Source organism: Enterococcus sp. DIV1368d (assembly GCF_050542975.1).
Classification (GTDB): domain Bacteria; phylum Bacillota; class Bacilli; order Lactobacillales; family Enterococcaceae; genus Enterococcus_D; species Enterococcus_D casseliflavus.
The window spans coordinates 2,206,617-2,224,245 of sequence record NZ_CP172939.1 but is presented as its reverse complement, the minus strand read 5'-3'; the positions used below and the strand labels follow the sequence as shown (position 1 = coordinate 2,224,245).

The following is a 17,629-nucleotide window of genomic DNA, read 5'->3' as shown; positions in this document are numbered from 1 at the left end:
TGCCGCAGGAGCGAAGGTCCATCTTTTTTTAGTTATACATGTATGCAGGCACTTGCATCAGTGTGTCAATACTGTCTTGCAGCTGTGAAAAAGCAGTGATCGATGCATCTGGTAAGTCTTCCAATCCACTAGGCGCTTGACGGAGACGATGATTGAACCACAAAGCTTGCCAACCGGCTTTCTTACAGCCAACCACGTCATTATCAAAATTATCACCAACGTACAGTGTGGTTTCCGGATCAAGAGCAAAGGCGGTTTCTGCCAATTGGAAAATTTCTAGTTGCGGCTTTTGATAACCAGTTGCTTGTGAAATGATCATATGCTCTGGTTTGATCCATCGAGTCAGTTGCAACTGATCCAATTTTTTTTGCTGGTGGTCAGTGGGACCATTGGTAATAATTCCTAGTTTGACTGGCAATGTGGACAAATAGTTCAAAGTTGACTCAACTTCAGGATGCAGTGTGATGGCATCTAGTTCTTGTTCATAACACAGCTGAAACTTACAGCTTTCTTCTATTGTAATAGGTAAGTACCCTAAATCCGTTAATGAATGGGTCAGTCGAAAATAACGAAAATGATCTAGCGTCCATTCATTTGCCAATACCCGTCCAAACTGCTCATCACTGTGCACCCGAAACCGTAAGTAAAGAGCAGTTAAATCTTTGTGGGCTATTTGTGGGAAACATGAGGTTACGGCATTACGAAATGGTTGTTGCTGGTCATATAAGGTATCATCGACATCAAAAAGAATACTAGTGATCAAAAAAGACACGCCTTTCAGAGTTAGTGAAAATTTTCAGTTTGTTTTCGAATCAATCATAAGCCATTATTTCTGTAAAAAAAAGAGGAAAATCCCTGCAAAATAAAGGTTTTATTTACTGTTTTTAGAAATCCGCGTCTTCATAGGTTTTCAAAATTATAGTGAATTTTACCCATTTTCACATGTTTCTCATTTTGCATTTCTACTGAGAGTTGCTTATAATGAAAGCTATTGAGGAGGGGGAAATGTGTTAAAAAGGTTTTTTCGTTATTATCGACCGTATCGGTCACTATTTATACTCGACTTTACTTGTGCGGTATTTGCTGGTTTATTGGAACTAGCCTTTCCAGTTGCCGTCAACCAAGTAATCGATAAGATCATGCCTCAGAACAACTTTCGCCTAATACTGTTGGCATGCTTAGGCTTGTTCTTGTTTTATGTGATCAATACTGTGTTGCAATATATCGTGGTTTTTTATGGTCATAAACTTGGGGTCAATATTGAAACTGATATGCGTCAAGAGTTATTTCGACATCTGCAAACGCAATCTTTTGAATATTATGATAATCAAAAGACTGGCAAGCTGATCAGTCGATTGACTACGGATCTCTTTGAGATTTCTGAAGTCGCTCACCATGGTCCAGAGGATGTTTTTATTACCATTATGACTTTGGTCGGTTCATTCCTATTGATGTTAAATATGCATGTTCAATTAGCTGTGGCAACATTTGCGTTGATTCCCTTGATTACGATCGCCTTGGTTTTTTTCAATAAGAAAATGACCAAAGTCAACACACAGATCTATGATAATCTCGGTGAGTTCAACGCCGGAGTGGAAGCATCTGTCAGTGGCATTCGAGTGACACAATCATTTGCCAATGAAACGTTTGAACATAAACGTTTTGACGGGTTAAGTGAGATTTATCGGCAGTCTAAAATCCTTTTTTATAAGGTAATGGCAATCAGTTCAGCGTACAATTATTTCTTGATTCGGTTGATCAACTTGTTTGCTCTGATCTTTGGTGCCTACTACGTGATTCGTGGTGAACTGACGAACGGTCAGTTCGTAGGGTTTATTTTATTGTCAAATGTCTTTGTTAGACCAATCGAGAAGGTTAATACGATGATCGAAAGCTATCCGAAAGGCATCGCTGGCTTCAAACGCTTGACCGAAGAGTTGGATAAAGAACCGACGATCAAAGACAAGCCAGGCGCACGGGCAGTAACTTCCTTAAAGGGAGACATCGTGTACCATGATGTTTCTTTTTCCTATGCGGATGCGACGAAAGTCTTGAATCACATCGACTTGTCGATCAAAGCGGGTGAGACGATCGCCTTCGTTGGGCAAAGTGGTTCAGGGAAAACAACGTTATGCAACTTGTTGCCGCGGTTTTATGAAGTCACGGAAGGCGCCATTACGATTGATGGCATCAATATTCAGGAGATGACCTTGGCATCTTTACGTCAGCAGATTGGTACGGTGCAGCAAGATGTTTTTCTTTTCCCAGGAACGATTCGAGAAAATATTGCTTATGGCAAACTTGATGCAACAGAAGAGGAGATTTTAAAGGCAGTCAAATTGGCACACTTAGAAAAAGTCATTGATCAAATGACGGATGGCTTGGATACGGTCATCGGTGAACGAGGCGTCAAATTATCCGGTGGCCAAAAGCAGCGAGTAGCGATTGCTCGGATGTTCTTGAAAAATCCGCCGATTCTGATTTTAGATGAAGCAACTTCAGCGTTAGATACCGAAACGGAACAAGTGATCCAAGAATCATTGAATTCTTTGGCAGATGGGCGTACAACCTTGATCATTGCCCATCGCCTCGCAACGATCAAACATGCGACACGAATCATTGTCGTTAGTGAGAAGGGCATCTTAGAAGAAGGAACCCATGAAGAGTTGATGGCGAGAAGAGGGCATTATCGTGCATTGCATGATGCTCAATTCGCTCGTGACCGAGAACCAACACTCGCTTAGAAGAAAGACATGGTAAACGATCAGTTCAAGAATAGTACAGTCTATTATGCTTTGTCAGTGACCAAGTAACAAATTGGCTGGCTTCTTGGATTGATCGTTTTTTACTGAGTTTTTTGTGAGAAACCCTTTTCATTTATAAGCAGATGTTCATTTCTGCTGCTGTTTTATAGCAGATTATGACAGAAATGCTTCTATGGTTTTCTGATTAAAAAGGAATGTGATACAATAAAACCAAGAAGAAAGAGAGTGATTGCGATTACTAGCACAAAAAAATAACAATCATTTTCCTTGTAGCGCGATCGTTTCTCGGCAAAGGAAGGATCGTGAAAAAGTTCTTTTGAAAACGATTGAGCGACTGCCTTGGTTTTTCGCTCAGTTTTTGATTACATCTGTAATTTTCGGAGGAAAATTAAAAAACGTTGCCTTCTGTCAAAAGAATATTTTAATATTCTGACATCTTTTTGATACACCTTTGACACACTGTTGTATAAAAGGAGTAATATTAAAAAAAAATTTGAGTTTTCTCATTTAAAAATAAACTTTTTGAAGGAAACCTTTTGCCTTAAAGGTTTCGCTTTTAATATAACTTTCGAGTTTTATTAAAAAATATGAGATTTAGACTAGATTTTTTTTAGTTAAACCTGTATAATTGAAATCAAGCGAGGGAACAGGACTTGCTTGATTGAAAATTAAAAAGGAGAGATGCACGTTGTTGACACTATACACTTCCCCAAGTTGCACATCTTGTCGCAAAGCTCGTGCGTGGTTACAAGAGCACGAAATCCCTTTTGTTGAAAGAAATATTTTTTCAGAACCGTTAAATATTTCTGAGCTTAAGGCAATTCTACAAATGACAGAAGATGGCACAGAAGAAATTATTTCCACCAGATCCAAAGTATTCCAAAAGTTGAATATGGATCTAGATGACCTGCCCCTAAAAGATTTATTGACACTTGTTCAAGAAAACCCAGGATTATTGCGTCGTCCGATCATGATTGATGAAAAACGATTGCAAGTTGGGTTCAACGAAGATGAAATTCGTCGGTTCTTACCTAGGGATGTTCGCCAACTGGAACTAAGACAAGCGCAATTAATGGCAGGATTATAAATTTGACTTCATCGACTCGCTTTCTCTTTGAAAGTGAGTCTTTTTTTGAGTTTTTACGTTTTTCTTAAGAGGATATTCGTTTTCTCTTTACTTTTTATCAGGTTTCGATACAATGAACCTATAGTGAGTAGCAAAAGTGAGGTGTAGCTAATATGGAAATGGAACATATCAATGAGAACACCATTCGTGTATTGATCAAAAGTGAAGACTTAGCTGCGAGAGGCATCACTTTTCTTGACCTTCTAGGAAATCACAATGAAATTGAAAACTTCTTTTACAGTATTCTTGAAGAAGTTGATATTGACGAAGAATTTAAGGGCAGTGAAGCTGTAACTTTCCAAGTCTTGCCTAAAGGCGATGGGTTAGAATTGTTTATTAGCAAAAATCTTCCACCAGAAGGAATGGAAAATTTTGATGAGATGAACGATGAAGCGAATGAAGACATTACCGACATGTTGAAAAAGCATGTGGCGGCTCAATTACAAGAGTCGGAGCAAGCAGAAGACATCGGCAATCGTTTTGTATTCGAGTTGTTGCGATTCGAAGATATGATTCAATTGGCATCCGAAGTATATTTGGATTCCGTTGCAACCAATCTTTACCAAATGGGTAACCATTATTATATTGAAATTCGATTCATGGATGCAGAGGTTACTGATATTGAAGTGGAGAACGCACTTTCTTATTTGATGGAATTTGCCCAACGGACATCAGTGACGCCAGAGGTTTTATCTGAATATGGTCAGTTGATCATGGAAAACGATGCACTTGAATTGACTCGTTTCTACTTCAAGAATGATTAATGAATGAAATTCATTTCCAGCCAAGAACATGTTGCTAATGTTCTTGGCTTTTTCAATTGTGTTTGATGAAAATGGCGTATCTTTTATTGAGGTGAGTTAGATGCTGAAAGCATTGAACCAAAGAAAAGAAGTCATTGCAGCGAAAGGGAGAAAGAAAGCATCAGGTCCTTTTTATTGCCCAGGGTGTCACCAAGAAGTGACTTTGCGGCAAGGAACCAAGCGACAGCCCCACTTTGCCCATCAAGCAACTGCTGATTGTCAGACTTACAGCGAAGGGGAGACGAAGGAACACTTGGAAGCCAAACAACTATTGTTTGAATGGTTTCAAGATACAGGGATTGAGATCGAAGCTTTTTTGCCTAAACTCCAACAGCGTCCTGACCTTTGTTATAAGAATATCGCCATTGAAGTACAGTGTTCTTCCCTAAAGTTTTCACGATTTCTTGAAAGAACCAGCACGTATTTAGCAAACGGCTATCGACCATGGTGGATCTTAGGGGAGAAATTGCATCCGAAACGCCAATGGTCACTTTTGACAAGAGCCTGCTGTAGTTATCAGGCAACTGGTTTTTGTTTGTGGCTGATTGATACGCAAAATCAATCCTTAATGAAGTTAGAACAAATCAACTGGCACTATCAAGAAGGAGTCAGCAGTCAACAAAGCGATGCTCGAAAAGGGGCGCCTTACCATAAAGAAACACTTCGCCCTTTGTGCAAAGGACAAAGATCAAACCATCACCGTCCTCCTGAGTGGCTTGCTGCAGACTATCAGGTCTGGTTGATACAAAAACTGCGAAAGAACCTGCCAAAAATCCGTATGATCCAAGAAATATTGTATCCGTTAAAAGGCAATGTCTCCCAGCTGCCTATGTGGTGCTATTGTGCAAGCAGCTTTGGCATTTTATTTGAGCATCGAATATTGGTTTTTCGCTTTCTTTATTTAAGTGACTGTCCACTTCGTTTTGATCAATGGGTGGCACGGCTGCGGCAGCTGGATTGGCAATGGCAATTCCCGTTACTGGATCAACGGGAAATTTTGCGCGGACTCTTTCAAGAATGCCAATATTTAGAAAATTCGGTTTCTTTTTAAGCCAATGATTTGGTTTCACTGAAAAGTATGATAAGATAATTTTAACCAATGAACAAGGAGTGAAGGGAATGTCAGAAACAAAACAATTACCAGCACGTGAATCGATTCCAGTCGAAAAAACGTGGGACTTAACGAAAATCTATGCCGATGATGCGGCTTTTGACATAGAATTTCAAGAGATCCAAGCACAAGTCAAAGAAGCAAGTCGTTACCAAGGCACTTTAGCCGATGGGCCGCAAGCCTTCTTATCCGCATTAGAATTTGTTTTAGCGCTTTCTCGTCGTTTAGAGAAACTCTATGTATACAGTCATTTGAAAAACGACCAAGATACTGCCAATACGACGTATCAAGGCTTGTATGCAAAAGCAAGTAACTTGGTTGCGCAAGTAAGTGAAGCCGTTGCTTGGTTTGATCCTGAGCTATTGACAATGTCTGATGAAACGATTTGGGGCTATTTCGATCAAGAGCCGAAACTAGCTGTTTATCGTCATATGATCGAAAAAACCATCAACGAGCGTCCACATGTCTTGCCAGCGGAGCAAGAAGCGTTATTAGCTGGTGCTGGCGAAATTTTTGGGGCACCTGGCAACATTTTTTCTGTTTTAAACAATGCTGATTTGGATTTTCCAGTAGTTGAAGACGAAAACGGGGAAAAAGTACAGTTATCTCATGGTGTATACGGTGAGTTGATGGAAAGCACGGATCGATCTGTCCGTGAAGCAGCCTTTAAAGGTCTTTATGGTGTCTATGAGCAATTCCGCAATACCTTTGCCCAAACATTAAGCACCAATATCAAAGCTCATAACTTTAAAGCAAAAGCCCGCAAATTTGATTCGGCACGGCAAGCCGCTTTGAGTGCCAACCATATTCCTGAAAGTGTCTACGATACATTAGTGGACGTCGTCAATCAGCACCTGCCATTGTTGCATCGTTATATGGCATTAAGAAAACGCCTATTGGCTGTCGATACGTTGCATATGTATGATGTTTATACGCCAATTTTAGGGGAAGCGCCTATTCGTTATACCTATGAAGAAGCGGTCGAAAAAGCGAAAGAAGCGTTAAAACCATTAGGTGAAGAATACCTTGCAGTGGTTGAAGAAGCCTTCAGCAATCGGTGGATCGATGTCGTTGAAAACAAAGGCAAACGCAGTGGCGCGTATTCTTCTGGTGCCTATGATACGCTGCCATATATCCTGATGAACTGGAATGATCGATTGGATCAACTCTTTACTCTTGTTCATGAAATGGGACACAGTGTGCATAGTTACTTTACACGTAATAACCAGCCTTACGCCTATGGGGATTATTCGATCTTTTTAGCGGAAATCGCTTCAACCACCAATGAAAATATTTTGACAGAGTATATGCTGCAGACTGAAACAGATCCACGGGTCAAAGCTTATGTCTTGAATCATTTTCTCGATGGCTTCAAAGGAACGATTTTCCGTCAAACGCAATTTGCCGAGTTTGAACACTTCATGCACGTGGAAGATGCGAAAGGAACGCCATTGACCAGTGAGTTCTTAAGCGAGAACTATGCCGAGTTAAATGCAAAATACTACGGACCTTCTGTTGAAAAAGATCCTGAGATTCGTCTTGAGTGGTCACGCATTCCGCATTTCTATTACAATTACTATGTTTACCAGTATTCAACCGGATTTTCGGCAGCTTCTGCTTTAGCGAAGAAAATCTTAGCAGGTGAACCAGATGCCTTAACCAACTATTTGAACTATTTGAAAGCTGGACGCAGTGATTATCCAATCGAAGTCATGAAAAAAGCGGGCGTCGATATGACAAAAGCAGATTATATTGAAGACGCGATGAAAGTATTTGAGCAACGCTTGAATGAATTGGAAGAACTCGTCAAAGAAATTGAAGCATAATTGAAAAGCGAACCAATCCGTAAAGGATTGGTTTGTTTTTTTGTTTGTCCACAATAAAAAACGCTGCGCAGCGAGCCAAACACAAGATCATCGTTTGGCTCGCTGCGCAGCGTCGCTATTGAATAGGGTTTCATAAAAGAATCAACCCGCGATCAATTTCATGAATAGTGGAAAGTTTTGGTGCTTTCAAAGACTGAGCTTTTTGCAAGAATGTATCGAGTTCTGTTGCTGTACCACAGACGAGCGGAAGACTTCTCAGTTCCTCTGATCCTTCTAAAAGGACCCCATATTCTTCTTCACTTGAAAAATCATACACCACAGCAGAGGGTGTGATCGTGATGCCCATATCTTTGGCTACACGCTGATCGGTGGCAAAGTTCTTTTTCACTAGCTCAGAGGATCGATCTTCTAGGAACATCTCTAAATCACCATTCGTTTCAGAAAATAATTCTTTCACTAAGGCATCGCTATATTCTTGTCTTTCGATCCCTATCCGTTGTTGCAGTTTCAACAAGAAATCCCGCGCAATTTTTTTCCCTTGCAACTGAGCGGCCTTATAGTCCAGTGATGCAGCATAGATTTGGTTGGTCTGTTCATTTCGCAAGACCAAATCCGTCTTATTCATGGACAAATAGTCCATTGAGACACCTACGGAAAACAAGTTAACGAAAGGTAGGATCTGCAAATGGATTTTTTTGCGGCTGGTGTTTAATTTATTGAGAATCTCTTTTTCGATATCATAACAAATAGGCCCAATCGGATTAATAAATAAAAACAGTTCGATCATTTGAATCTCTCCCCAATTAAGATTCTTTTGTACCTTGAAAAACAAAATAAGTATGTTTTATTAAATATAGCAAAAAAACGCGAAAAAAGTAAGCAAAAGGACAGCTTACTATGATTTTTCTTCAACGGCTCGGATGATCTTGTTTTTCGCTGGTCGGTAAGGAACGCCAAAGAGACGTAACAAGGAGTGAAAGGCATCTTTTCCTTTAATCGGCTCGTTGACTTCTAACTCCAACTCATAATCATGCTGTTGACCATACCAGCTTTCATCCAAAGCAAGTAATCCTTCATTGATTGGAAATTCCGCCCGTTTCGTTTTTAATGCTGCGATCATGTGTAATGAATCAGGTTCGATATCCGCTGCTTTTAAACGTTGAGCAACCACACCTGTTTTTAAAATTTTTTCTGACGCGATCAATGACGCTGCGGTTTCGATTGTCAAAGGATCAGTCGTTTCTAGCAGACCGTGCTCAATGGGGGTTTTTAGCGTTAATTCCGCATTGGTAGCAGTCGTGCGAATACGCAAGCCGAACTGCTTTTCCTGCAGCTTATGATCTACCGTATCAAAATAGTAGTTGGTTTGTATCTTAAATGCTTCTTCTGACAAATTGTAATAAGCAAGCAGCTGGTGGTATTCTTTTTCCGTCAACATTGTTTTATATTCAATCTCTACTTGTTCGACCATCGTTTCTCACTCTCTTTCTATTGCAACCATAGTGTACGCTGTTTCAGCTATTCCGTCAAAGAAACCAAACAAAGAAAAGCTGAGACGTTGGGGGAGAGACAAAAAATCTTTTGTTTCTGCTCTTCTGTTCATTCAGTTTTAGTCCAAGAGTATGGTAGAATAAGAGGTATGTTATGAACAGAATCGAGGGAGAAGAATGATTCGAGATTGGGAAGAATTCTTAGCGCCTTATGAACAGGCGGTTTCAGAATTAAAAGTAAAATTAAGAGGCATACGAAAACAATATCGGGAACAAAACAAGCATGTTCCCATTGAATTTGTCACTGGGCGGGTCAAGCCAGTGGATAGCATTTTAACGAAAAGTAAATTACGTGGGATTGCTTTGGATCGGCTAGAAGAAGAGATGTCTGATATCGCTGGCTTGCGAATCATGTGTCAATTTGTGGAAGACATTCACCAAGTCGTTGAACTGTTGCGTACACGTAAAGACATGAAAGTGATCATTGAACGGGACTATATCACCAATAAAAAAGCCAGTGGTTACCGTTCGTACCATCTAGTGATCGAATATCCCGTTCAACTGATCGACGGGGAAAAAATTATTTTGGCTGAGATTCAAATTCGGACACTAGCGATGAATTTTTGGGCAACGATCGAACATTCATTAAACTACAAATACCAAGGGGAATTTCCCGCTGAAATCAGTGAACGGCTACGTCGGTCGGCAGAAGCCGCCTATCAGCTAGACGAAGAAATGTCCAATATCCGTGAAGAGATCCAAGAGGCACAACGGTTATTTTCACATGGGAAAGGCAAGCGAGGCGGACATGATCAGAACCCGTTGCCAAAGGGGGAAACGGAATGAAAGGTATCCGCGTGGCAATCGTCCATAATCAAGAAAGCAAGTCGGTAGAAGTGACAAAGCGTTTAACTACGCTTTTAGAACAATCAGAAAATAAGATCGATCAAGACAATCCTGAATTAGTGATTTCTGTTGGGGGAGACGGCACGCTCCTTTCTGCTTTTCACTTGTACAATCATAAGTTGGATCAAGTACAGTTTTTAGGCGTCCATACGGGTCATCTCGGCTTTTACACGGACTGGCGAGATTATGAATTGGAAGAACTAGTCGAGTCATTATGCAATGACCATCAAAAAAGCGTCAGCTATCCGTTATTAGATGTCCGTATCACGTATGCGAATGGAAAATCAGACAAGCATTTCCTAGCATTGAATGAATCAACGATCAAGCGCGGCAATCGAACGATGGTTGCCGATATTTCTATTAAAGAAGACCTCTTTGAAAAGTTTCGCGGCGATGGCTTATCGATCTCAACGCCCACCGGCTCCACTGCTTATAACAAGAGTGTTGGTGGGGCAGTCTTGCACCCAAGTATCAATGCCTTTCAATTGGCAGAGATTGCTTCGTTGAACAATCGTGTCTTTCGGACCCTTGGTTCGCCGATCGTCGTGGGTCACCATGAATGGGTCAAAGTACAACTGCAGCAAAGCACCGACTATTTAGTGACGATCGATCAGTTTACCATCGAACAAGAAGAAATCGATGCTATCTATTACCGTATTGCCGATGAACGGATTCATTTTGCGTCTTATCGGCATATGCATTTTTGGAATCGGGTCAAAGATTCCTTTATTGGAGAAGAATAAACCCATGGAATTTACGTATCACTATACTGGACAAGGACAGCAAGTCAAATACTTTTTGAAGGAACAAGGGGTGTCCAAAGGACTGTTAGCAAAAATCAAATTTCAAGGCGGAAAGATATTTGTCAACGATCACGAGCAAAACGTCTTGTTTTCTTTGGCGCAAAATGATAGGGTAACTATTGTAATTCCTCCTGAAGGGGAACATGAGACGATGCTGGCTGACCCGACACCGATTGAGGTCGTGTATGAAGATGCCCATCTGTTAGTCGTGAATAAGCCAGCAGGCATCTCATCGATCCCTGCGCAATATCATCCGACTGGCACGATGGCCAATCGCGTCAAGGCCTACTATCAAGCGCAGCACTATGAAGATCAAGTGATTCATGTAGTCACGCGGTTAGACCGTGACACATCAGGACTGATGCTTTTTGCAAAACATGGGTTTGCCCATGCGAAGCTGGATAGCCAGTTGCGAAAGAAGCAGGTCGTAAAAAAATATCAAGCCCTCGTTGCTGGTGAACTGCCCGCACTTTCTGCCCATGGTGAGATTGAGCTGCCGATTGCTAGGGACCTGACGTCACTATTGAAACGCAAGGTCAGTGACGAAGGAAAAGAAGCACGGACGGAGTATTGGCTAAAACAACGCAATTCAGATTGCGCTTTAGTTGATATTCAGTTACACACAGGCAGGACACATCAAATAAGGGTCCATTTTTCTGCAATCGGTTGTCCCTTATTAGGAGACGAGATGTATGGCGGTACAATGGCTCTTGGGATCAAACGACAAGCATTACACTGCTGTCAGCTGCAATTTCAGCATCCCTTTACGAATGAACCGTTGGCTTTTAAGCTGCCCTTACCAGCAGACATGGCCGCTGTTTGCTCAGCCATGGATAGGCAATAACAAATGAGGTGAAGAGATTGGATGAAAATCAAGAATTAACTGAACGGTTTGATCAACTGAATCAAGCATTAAAAGACAATGATATCCAGGGATTTCGTGAGGCGTTCTTGGATCTGCATATCTACGAGCAGGGTCAGTTCTACCAATCTCTAGAAGCAGCCGATCGACAAATCGTCTATACGTATCTTTCCCCGAAAGAATTGGCAGACATGTTTGACGTCATTGAAGAAGATGATGAACACATGGTAGACTATCTTTCAGAGATGCGCCCCGCCTATGCGGCTGATATGTTGGCGCAAATGTATACCGATAATGCGGTTGACCTGCTGAATACTTTGGATAAAAAACAAACAGCAAAATATTTGAGTTTGATGACCGCTGAAGCTGCTAGCGAAATCAAAGAGCTGCTGCATTATGAAGATGAAACTGCTGGATCGCTGATGACTACCGAGTTTGTTTCCATTGTTGCCAACCAAACGGTTCGTTCAGCGATGTATGTCTTAAAAAATGCCGCAGATGTTGCCGAGACGATTTACTATATTTACGTCGTGGATACTGATAATAAGCTTGTGGGCGTTATTTCTTTAAGAGACTTGATCATCAATGATGAAGATACCATGATCGCGGATATTTTGAACGAGCGGGTGATGTCGGTCCATGTTGGAGATGACCAAGAGGATGTCGCTCAGACCTTCCGAGATTATGACTTTCTCGCATTGCCAGTCACCGATTATGACGATCACCTATTAGGGATCGTGACCGTCGATGATATCATCGACGTTATCGATGATGAAGCAGCCAGTGACTACTCTGGTTTGGCAGGGGTCAATGTGGAAGAAGTCAGTGAGAACCCAATCAAAGCATCTTCGAGACGCTTGCCTTGGCTTATCACCTTACTCTTTCTCGGAATGGCAACCGCCAGTCTGATCAGTCATTATGAAGAGTTGGTCAGCGAAGCAAGTATTCTCGCCGTCTTTATCTCACTGATCACCGGAACTGCCGGTAATGCTGGTACCCAATCCTTAGCCGTAGCCGTTCGTCGTCTGGCGATCAATGACGACAAAGAAAACAGCTTTATGAAGACGGTGGTCGGTGAAGTGCTGACAGGACTGTTCACAGGTGCCATCACGGGGTTGACGATTTTTGCTATCGTAGCTGTCTGGAAACAAAATCCGATTCTAGGGTTTGTGATTGGGATGGCGATGATGTGTGCCATCACAGTAGCCAACTTAGCGGGAAGTTTGATCCCGATGCTGATGGACAAGCTGGGTTTTGATCCAGCAGTGGCAAGTGGTCCGTTTATCACGACCCTTAGCGATTTGACTAGTGTTTTGATCTACTTCAACATTGCCAGTCTTTTTATGAACTATTTTATTCAATGAATAAAAAAGAGCAAGCCGATGATTCTTCATTCGAAGGAAGGTCATCGGCTTGCTCTTTAATTTTTTGGTTTTGGCAATACCCCAGAAGGAGAGACACCATAAAGTTTTTTAAAAGACTTGCTAAAGTGATAAGCATCCTGATAGCCCACAGCAGAGGCGACTTCTTTGATCGTGAGGTTTTCATTTTTTAACATGTCTTTGGCACGCTTTAAGCGAATCTCAATCAAGTAGTTGATGGGACTGACACCCGTCGCCTCTTTAAAAATCTTTGAAAGGTACGTCGGGCTGAGAAATTGATCCTGTGCGAGCTTCTCTAACGTGATTTCTTCTTTGTAATGATTTTCCAAGTAATAGACCGTATAGTTGACGATCTGTTGTTGTCGTCGTTGGCTTTTGGAAAGGTAAGGCACGACATTGATATGGTCTTCATTTAGTCCACGTAAAATGTAGACGAGCATCTCCATCAAAACAGCCTTTTGCATCAATTGAAACTCATCCCGCTCTTCACTGCTTTCTCTCACCAACTGCCAGGCTTTTTCCAAAACTTGATGATGGTATTTGCCTAGCTCCAACAAGGGGTGTTTGTTAGGGAAAAAATTCCGTTTAAACCCTTCCAAAGAAATATTTTTTAAACCAATATGCAGCTGATGGGAGCGAGTGCCCTTAGGCTGCAATTCGCAGTGATCGACGCCAGGATTGAAAAGCATGACGCTGCCAGCACGGATTTTTTTCGCTGGTTCTTTTTCAAAATAATAGGTACTTTCTCCTTCTAATAAGACGCTGATTTCTAAAAAGTCATGATGGTGCATTTCTCCATGACTTTCTGATTGCGTCCATGGGTCAAAGAGATAGATGATTTCTGGATTAAACGTGCGAGGGTTAACTAAATTCATGGCTGATTCACTCCAATTGGGTGCTTATTTCCTGTAAAAAAAGGGAATGGTGCTTCTTACTAATATTTTACATCAAAATGAGTAAGAAAAACCATTCAAATCGCTTTTCAAAACGCTAAGCTTAACAACGAGAGGGGGAATTAGATGAGTAATACACAATGGATCTGGCGCTATGCCAAAAAGAACCGGGGAAAAATCATATTGGCAGTCCTGTTTTTAGTGATCAATGCAGCGCTGATCATTGTTAATCCGTACTTGGGAGGAATGGTGATCGATGATGTCATCAATCAGCAAAAAACGCACTTATTGATTCCATTATTGTTGATCATGATCGCAACGACCGTCATTCGTACCATTGTCCGCTACAGTTATCAAATTTTATTTGAACGGGTCGGGCAAAATACGCTATACGATTTACGGGAAGATTTGTATCAGAAGCTGCAAGAATTGGATTTCGACTTTTTCAATCATACTCGTGTGGGAGATATTATGGCACGGATGACTGGTGATACCGATGCCATTCGCCACTTTGTTTCTTGGGTGACCTACAATATCGCTGAATGTATCTTGTGGTTCTTTTCAGCGGTGGTGGTTATGAGCTTTATTGATTGGAAATTGATGTTGGCGCTGGTGGCTGTCACACCGATCATATTTCTGTTGACCAATCGCATGTCTAAGAAAGCACACCCGTTGTTTTTTGACATTCGTGAGAGCTTTTCGCGCTTGAATTCAATGGTGGAAGAAAATATCGGCGGCAATCGGGTCGTAAAAGCCTTCGCTCGTGAAAATTTTGAGATTGAAAAATTTCGCTCCTACAACGAAGATTTTAAGACCCGCAACATGGCATCTGCCAAAGTTTCCCGTACCTATCTGCCATGGCTTGACGGCTTAGCAGGAAGCTTGTCAGTCATTGCCTTAGTCTTAGGCGGAATTTTCGTAATCAATGGGGACATGACCTTAGGAGATCTTGTTGCGTTTAATGGCTATCTTTGGATGTTGAATAATCCTATGCGCATGAGTGGTTGGTTGATCAACGATGTTCAGCGATTTTCTGCAGCCTGTATCAAAATTCGGCAAATGTTGGCGCAAGAATCGAAAATTCCTGTTCATCAACAAGAAAAATTAGAGCCAATCAAAGGATTTGTAGAGTTTAAAGATGTTTCCTTCCACTTTTCGGATGATCCGAATCAAAATGTGTTGGAAAACATCAACTTCAAAATTGGCCCTGGCCAAACGTTAGGGATCTTAGGGGAAACCGGTTCAGGGAAAACGACGTTAGTGAATTTAGTTGGACGCTTTTATGATCCGACTGAAGGGGAAGTATTGATTGATGGAAAAAACGCCAAAGAGTATCCCGTGCGTCAAATGCGGGAAAACATTTCAATGGTGATGCAAGATGTCTTCTTGTTTTCCAATACCATCTCCGACAACATTGCTTTTGGAAATCCTTTAGCTGATGAAGGCTTTATTCGGCAAATGGCGGTAGTCGCTGATGCAGATACCTTTATTTCTCGGATGCCTCAAGGCTATGAAACGATCGTGGGCGAGCGAGGTGTAGGGCTTTCTGGCGGACAAAAACAACGGATCTCCCTAGCACGGGCCTTAGCCAAAGATCCATCGATCTTGATTTTGGATGATACGACGTCTGCCGTCGATATGGAGACAGAATCGAAGATCCAACAGGAGCTGACAAAATTAACAGGAGAGAAAACGACGTTTATCATTGCGCATCGGATCTCCTCTGTTCGAGAAGCCGATCAGATTCTGATGATGGAAAAAGGACGAGTCGTTGAACAAGGGACCCATGAAGAACTTGTCAGTCTGCGGGGCAAATACTACGAAGTGTATCAAAAACAATTAGGCTTGTCAGGAGGTGAAGACGATGGCGAGAAATAAATTTGATGTGGATGAGGAATTAGACCAGGAATTTAGTTGGAAGGATTTCAAACGCTTGTCACAATATGTCGTTCCTTATAAAAGAAGTATTGCGAAAGTCCTATTTACGATCATTCTGGCAAACTTAGCAGGAATGCTGGCGCCCGTGTTCACAAAGATCGCGATCGATTCATCGATTCCTGAGAAAAATGTCAACCAATTGCTGCTTCTAGGAGCTGCCTTTCTAGTGACCTTGATCGTTATCGGCGTCTGCATGCGTTACCGTATCTACCATATCACGAATATTGGTCAAGACGTATTGAAGGATATGCGCTTTGATATTTTTGAACATCTGCAGCGACTGCCTTTTTCTTATTTTGATACAAGGCCCCACGGCAAGATCTTGATTCGCATCGTAAACTATATCAATACACTGAGTGACCTATTGAGCAACGGCCTGATCAATTTGATCTCGGATGTTTTCAACGTCATCATCACCTTGATCTTTATGTTTGCGATCGACTTCAAATTGACCTTGTATTCCCTTGCGTTGCTGCCAATTTTGTTCATCATGGTGATGGTGATCAAGAATAACCAGCGCAAAGCCTATCAGGTGTTGAGTAATAAACAATCCAATCTAAATGCTTACATTCATGAAAGTATTGCTGGTATCAAGATTACTCAATCCTTTGCGCGAGAAGAAGAAAATGCTGAGATCTTCCAAGAAGTCAGCAATGATTACCGAACTTCATGGATGAAAGCTGTCAAAATTCAGTTTCTGATGTGGCCAGGGGTGCAAAACATTTCAGTCATTACGACTTGTTTGATTTATTTTGTCGGCATTCGTCAGATCGGTGTCGATGTCAGCACAGGTACTCTGATCGCTTTTATCAGTTATATCAATAATTTCTGGAATCCAGTCATCAATATCGGGAATTTTTATAATTCTTTGATTACAGCAACAGCCTATCTTGAACGAATTTTTGAAACGATGGATGAAGTCCCAGATATCGAAGACAAACCAGATGCAAACGTATTGCCAACGATGAAAGGGACCGTTGATTTTGAACACGTGACCTTCCGATACGAAGAAGGCAAAAACATTCTTTCTGATGTTAACTTCCACATTGAACCTGGGGAAAGTATTGCTTTGGTTGGTCCTACTGGTGCAGGGAAGACCACGATCATCAACTTGCTGAGCCGCTTTTATGATGTCAATGAAGGCAGTGTTAAAGTGGATGGGATGGACGTTCGTGACGTGACGCTGGAATCGCTGCGCTCACAAATGGGTGTCATGCTGCAAGATACCTTTATTTTCTCAGGAACGATCATAGAGAATATTCGCTATGGAAAATTAGATGCGACAGAAGAAGAGATCATCGAAGCAGCGAAGATCGTCCGTGCCCACGACTTTATCACGGAGTTGAAAGATGGCTATCAAACCGTCGTCGAAGAACGAGGAAGTACTTTATCTGCAGGGCAACGCCAACTGATTTCCTTTGCCCGAGCGTTGTTGGCTGATCCAAAAATTTTGATCTTAGATGAAGCGACCTCAAGTATCGATACGAAGACAGAAGAATTGCTGCAAGAAGGATTGTTGAAGCTGTTAGAAGGCAGAACCTCATTTATCATCGCTCACCGACTGTCCACGATCAAAAATTCTGATCGAATCTTTTACGTGGCAGGGGGGACAATCGCTGAATCGGGTAACCATGATCAGCTAATGGCACAAAAAGGCTTGTATCACCATTTGTATCAATCACAATACGACTTATTGCAAGCGATCTAAAAGAATCCCCACAAAC

At 41.6% G+C, this 17,629-nt stretch carries 15 protein-coding genes; 11 read left to right on the top strand and 4 right to left on the bottom strand.

What is annotated here, in order from left to right; translation table 11 throughout:
- Positions 1 to 28: 28 nt before the first annotated feature.
- Positions 29 to 763, bottom strand: coding sequence for an HAD family hydrolase (locus tag IGJ44_RS10350; protein ID WP_060792241.1), 735 nt, complete (start codon positions 761 to 763; stop codon positions 29 to 31).
- Positions 764 to 1,007: 244 nt separating this feature from the next.
- Here IGJ44_RS10350 and IGJ44_RS10345 point away from each other — a divergent pair, with 244 nt between their 5' ends.
- From IGJ44_RS10345 to pepF, 5 genes are all read left to right on the top strand, one after another.
- Positions 1,008 to 2,744: an ABC transporter ATP-binding protein gene (locus IGJ44_RS10345; protein WP_074535160.1), complete on the top strand. Its 1,737-nt coding sequence runs from the start codon at positions 1,008 to 1,010 to the stop codon at positions 2,742 to 2,744.
- Positions 2,745 to 3,453: 709 nt separating this feature from the next.
- Entirely contained in the window at positions 3,454 to 3,852 is a 399-nt protein-coding gene (spxA, locus tag IGJ44_RS10340) for a transcriptional regulator SpxA (RefSeq protein WP_003127030.1), read from the top strand.
- Between the two features lie 152 nt (positions 3,853 to 4,004).
- Positions 4,005 to 4,655, top strand: coding sequence for an adaptor protein MecA (locus IGJ44_RS10335; RefSeq protein ID WP_005229698.1), 651 nt, complete (start codon positions 4,005 to 4,007; stop codon positions 4,653 to 4,655).
- A gap of 100 nt (positions 4,656 to 4,755) precedes the next feature.
- Entirely contained in the window at positions 4,756 to 5,745 is a 990-nt protein-coding gene (locus IGJ44_RS10330) for a competence protein CoiA (RefSeq protein WP_074535161.1), read from the top strand.
- Between the two features lie 68 nt (positions 5,746 to 5,813).
- On the top strand, positions 5,814 to 7,631 hold the full coding sequence (gene pepF, locus IGJ44_RS10325; RefSeq protein WP_016610833.1) for an oligoendopeptidase F: 1,818 nt from the start codon (positions 5,814 to 5,816) through the stop codon (positions 7,629 to 7,631).
- Positions 7,632 to 7,761: 130 nt separating this feature from the next.
- Here pepF and IGJ44_RS10320 read toward each other — a convergent pair whose 3' ends face one another.
- Together IGJ44_RS10320 and IGJ44_RS10315 are read right to left on the bottom strand one after the other, a co-directional pair.
- On the bottom strand, positions 7,762 to 8,418 hold the full coding sequence (locus IGJ44_RS10320; RefSeq protein WP_005229705.1) for a ClpXP adapter SpxH family protein: 657 nt from the start codon (positions 8,416 to 8,418) through the stop codon (positions 7,762 to 7,764).
- 108 nt (positions 8,419 to 8,526) lie between these two features.
- A complete protein-coding gene (locus IGJ44_RS10315; RefSeq protein ID WP_060792243.1) occupies positions 8,527 to 9,102 on the bottom strand; it encodes a CYTH domain-containing protein in 576 nt (191 codons plus the stop codon).
- 196 nt (positions 9,103 to 9,298) lie between these two features.
- Between IGJ44_RS10315 and IGJ44_RS10310 the strand changes: the two genes are divergently transcribed.
- Genes IGJ44_RS10310 through mgtE form a run of 4 tightly spaced genes read left to right on the top strand, consistent with a single transcriptional unit; the run spans position 9,299 to position 13,056 of the window.
- The gene (locus tag IGJ44_RS10310) at positions 9,299 to 9,967 is read left to right on the top strand and encodes a GTP pyrophosphokinase (protein WP_005229708.1); all 669 of its coding nucleotides are present in this window, start codon (positions 9,299 to 9,301) and stop codon (positions 9,965 to 9,967) included.
- A 5-nt stretch (positions 9,968 to 9,972) separates the two neighbouring features.
- Complete coding sequence (locus tag IGJ44_RS10305; RefSeq protein ID WP_026008090.1) at positions 9,973 to 10,770, top strand: NAD kinase; 798 nt, start codon at positions 9,973 to 9,975, stop codon at positions 10,768 to 10,770.
- 4 nt (positions 10,771 to 10,774) lie between these two features.
- On the top strand, positions 10,775 to 11,674 hold the full coding sequence (locus tag IGJ44_RS10300; protein ID WP_060792244.1) for an RluA family pseudouridine synthase: 900 nt from the start codon (positions 10,775 to 10,777) through the stop codon (positions 11,672 to 11,674).
- Between the two features lie 17 nt (positions 11,675 to 11,691).
- Positions 11,692 to 13,056 (top strand): magnesium transporter, encoded by a 1,365-nt coding sequence (gene mgtE / locus IGJ44_RS10295; RefSeq protein ID WP_010749430.1) that lies wholly within the window; start codon positions 11,692 to 11,694, stop codon positions 13,054 to 13,056.
- A 56-nt stretch (positions 13,057 to 13,112) separates the two neighbouring features.
- On the opposite strand, the gene IGJ44_RS10290 is transcribed toward mgtE, so the two are convergent.
- Positions 13,113 to 13,949, bottom strand: coding sequence for an AraC family transcriptional regulator (locus tag IGJ44_RS10290; protein WP_010749431.1), 837 nt, complete (start codon positions 13,947 to 13,949; stop codon positions 13,113 to 13,115).
- Between the two features lie 144 nt (positions 13,950 to 14,093).
- On the opposite strand from IGJ44_RS10290, the gene IGJ44_RS10285 reads away from it, so the two are divergent.
- Together IGJ44_RS10285 and IGJ44_RS10280 are read left to right on the top strand one after the other, a co-directional pair.
- Positions 14,094 to 15,845: an ABC transporter ATP-binding protein gene (locus IGJ44_RS10285; protein WP_060792245.1), complete on the top strand. Its 1,752-nt coding sequence runs from the start codon at positions 14,094 to 14,096 to the stop codon at positions 15,843 to 15,845.
- The gene (locus IGJ44_RS10280) at positions 15,832 to 17,613 is read left to right on the top strand and encodes an ABC transporter ATP-binding protein (protein WP_060792246.1); all 1,782 of its coding nucleotides are present in this window, start codon (positions 15,832 to 15,834) and stop codon (positions 17,611 to 17,613) included. The genes IGJ44_RS10285 and IGJ44_RS10280 overlap by 14 nt, the downstream gene beginning before the upstream one ends.
- The last annotated feature ends 16 nt before the right edge of the window (positions 17,614 to 17,629 follow it).

Bases quoted from the DNA above. Each gene is read 5' to 3' on its own strand.
- IGJ44_RS10335 (WP_005229698.1), top strand. From the start codon at position 4,005: ATGGAAATGGAACATATCAATGAGAACACCATTCGTGTATTGATCAAA.
- IGJ44_RS10285 (WP_060792245.1), top strand. From the start codon at position 14,094: ATGAGTAATACACAATGGATCTGGCGCTATGCCAAAAAGAACCGGGGA.
- IGJ44_RS10330 (WP_074535161.1), top strand. From the start codon at position 4,756: ATGCTGAAAGCATTGAACCAAAGAAAAGAAGTCATTGCAGCGAAAGGG.
- IGJ44_RS10300 (WP_060792244.1), top strand. From the start codon at position 10,775: ATGGAATTTACGTATCACTATACTGGACAAGGACAGCAAGTCAAATAC.
- IGJ44_RS10280 (WP_060792246.1), top strand. From the start codon at position 15,832: ATGGCGAGAAATAAATTTGATGTGGATGAGGAATTAGACCAGGAATTT.
- IGJ44_RS10310 (WP_005229708.1), top strand. From the start codon at position 9,299: ATGATTCGAGATTGGGAAGAATTCTTAGCGCCTTATGAACAGGCGGTT.
- pepF (WP_016610833.1), top strand. From the start codon at position 5,814: ATGTCAGAAACAAAACAATTACCAGCACGTGAATCGATTCCAGTCGAA.
- IGJ44_RS10290 (WP_010749431.1), bottom strand. From the start codon at position 13,949: ATGAATTTAGTTAACCCTCGCACGTTTAATCCAGAAATCATCTATCTC.
- IGJ44_RS10315 (WP_060792243.1), bottom strand. From the start codon at position 9,102: ATGGTCGAACAAGTAGAGATTGAATATAAAACAATGTTGACGGAAAAA.
- IGJ44_RS10320 (WP_005229705.1), bottom strand. From the start codon at position 8,418: ATGATCGAACTGTTTTTATTTATTAATCCGATTGGGCCTATTTGTTAT.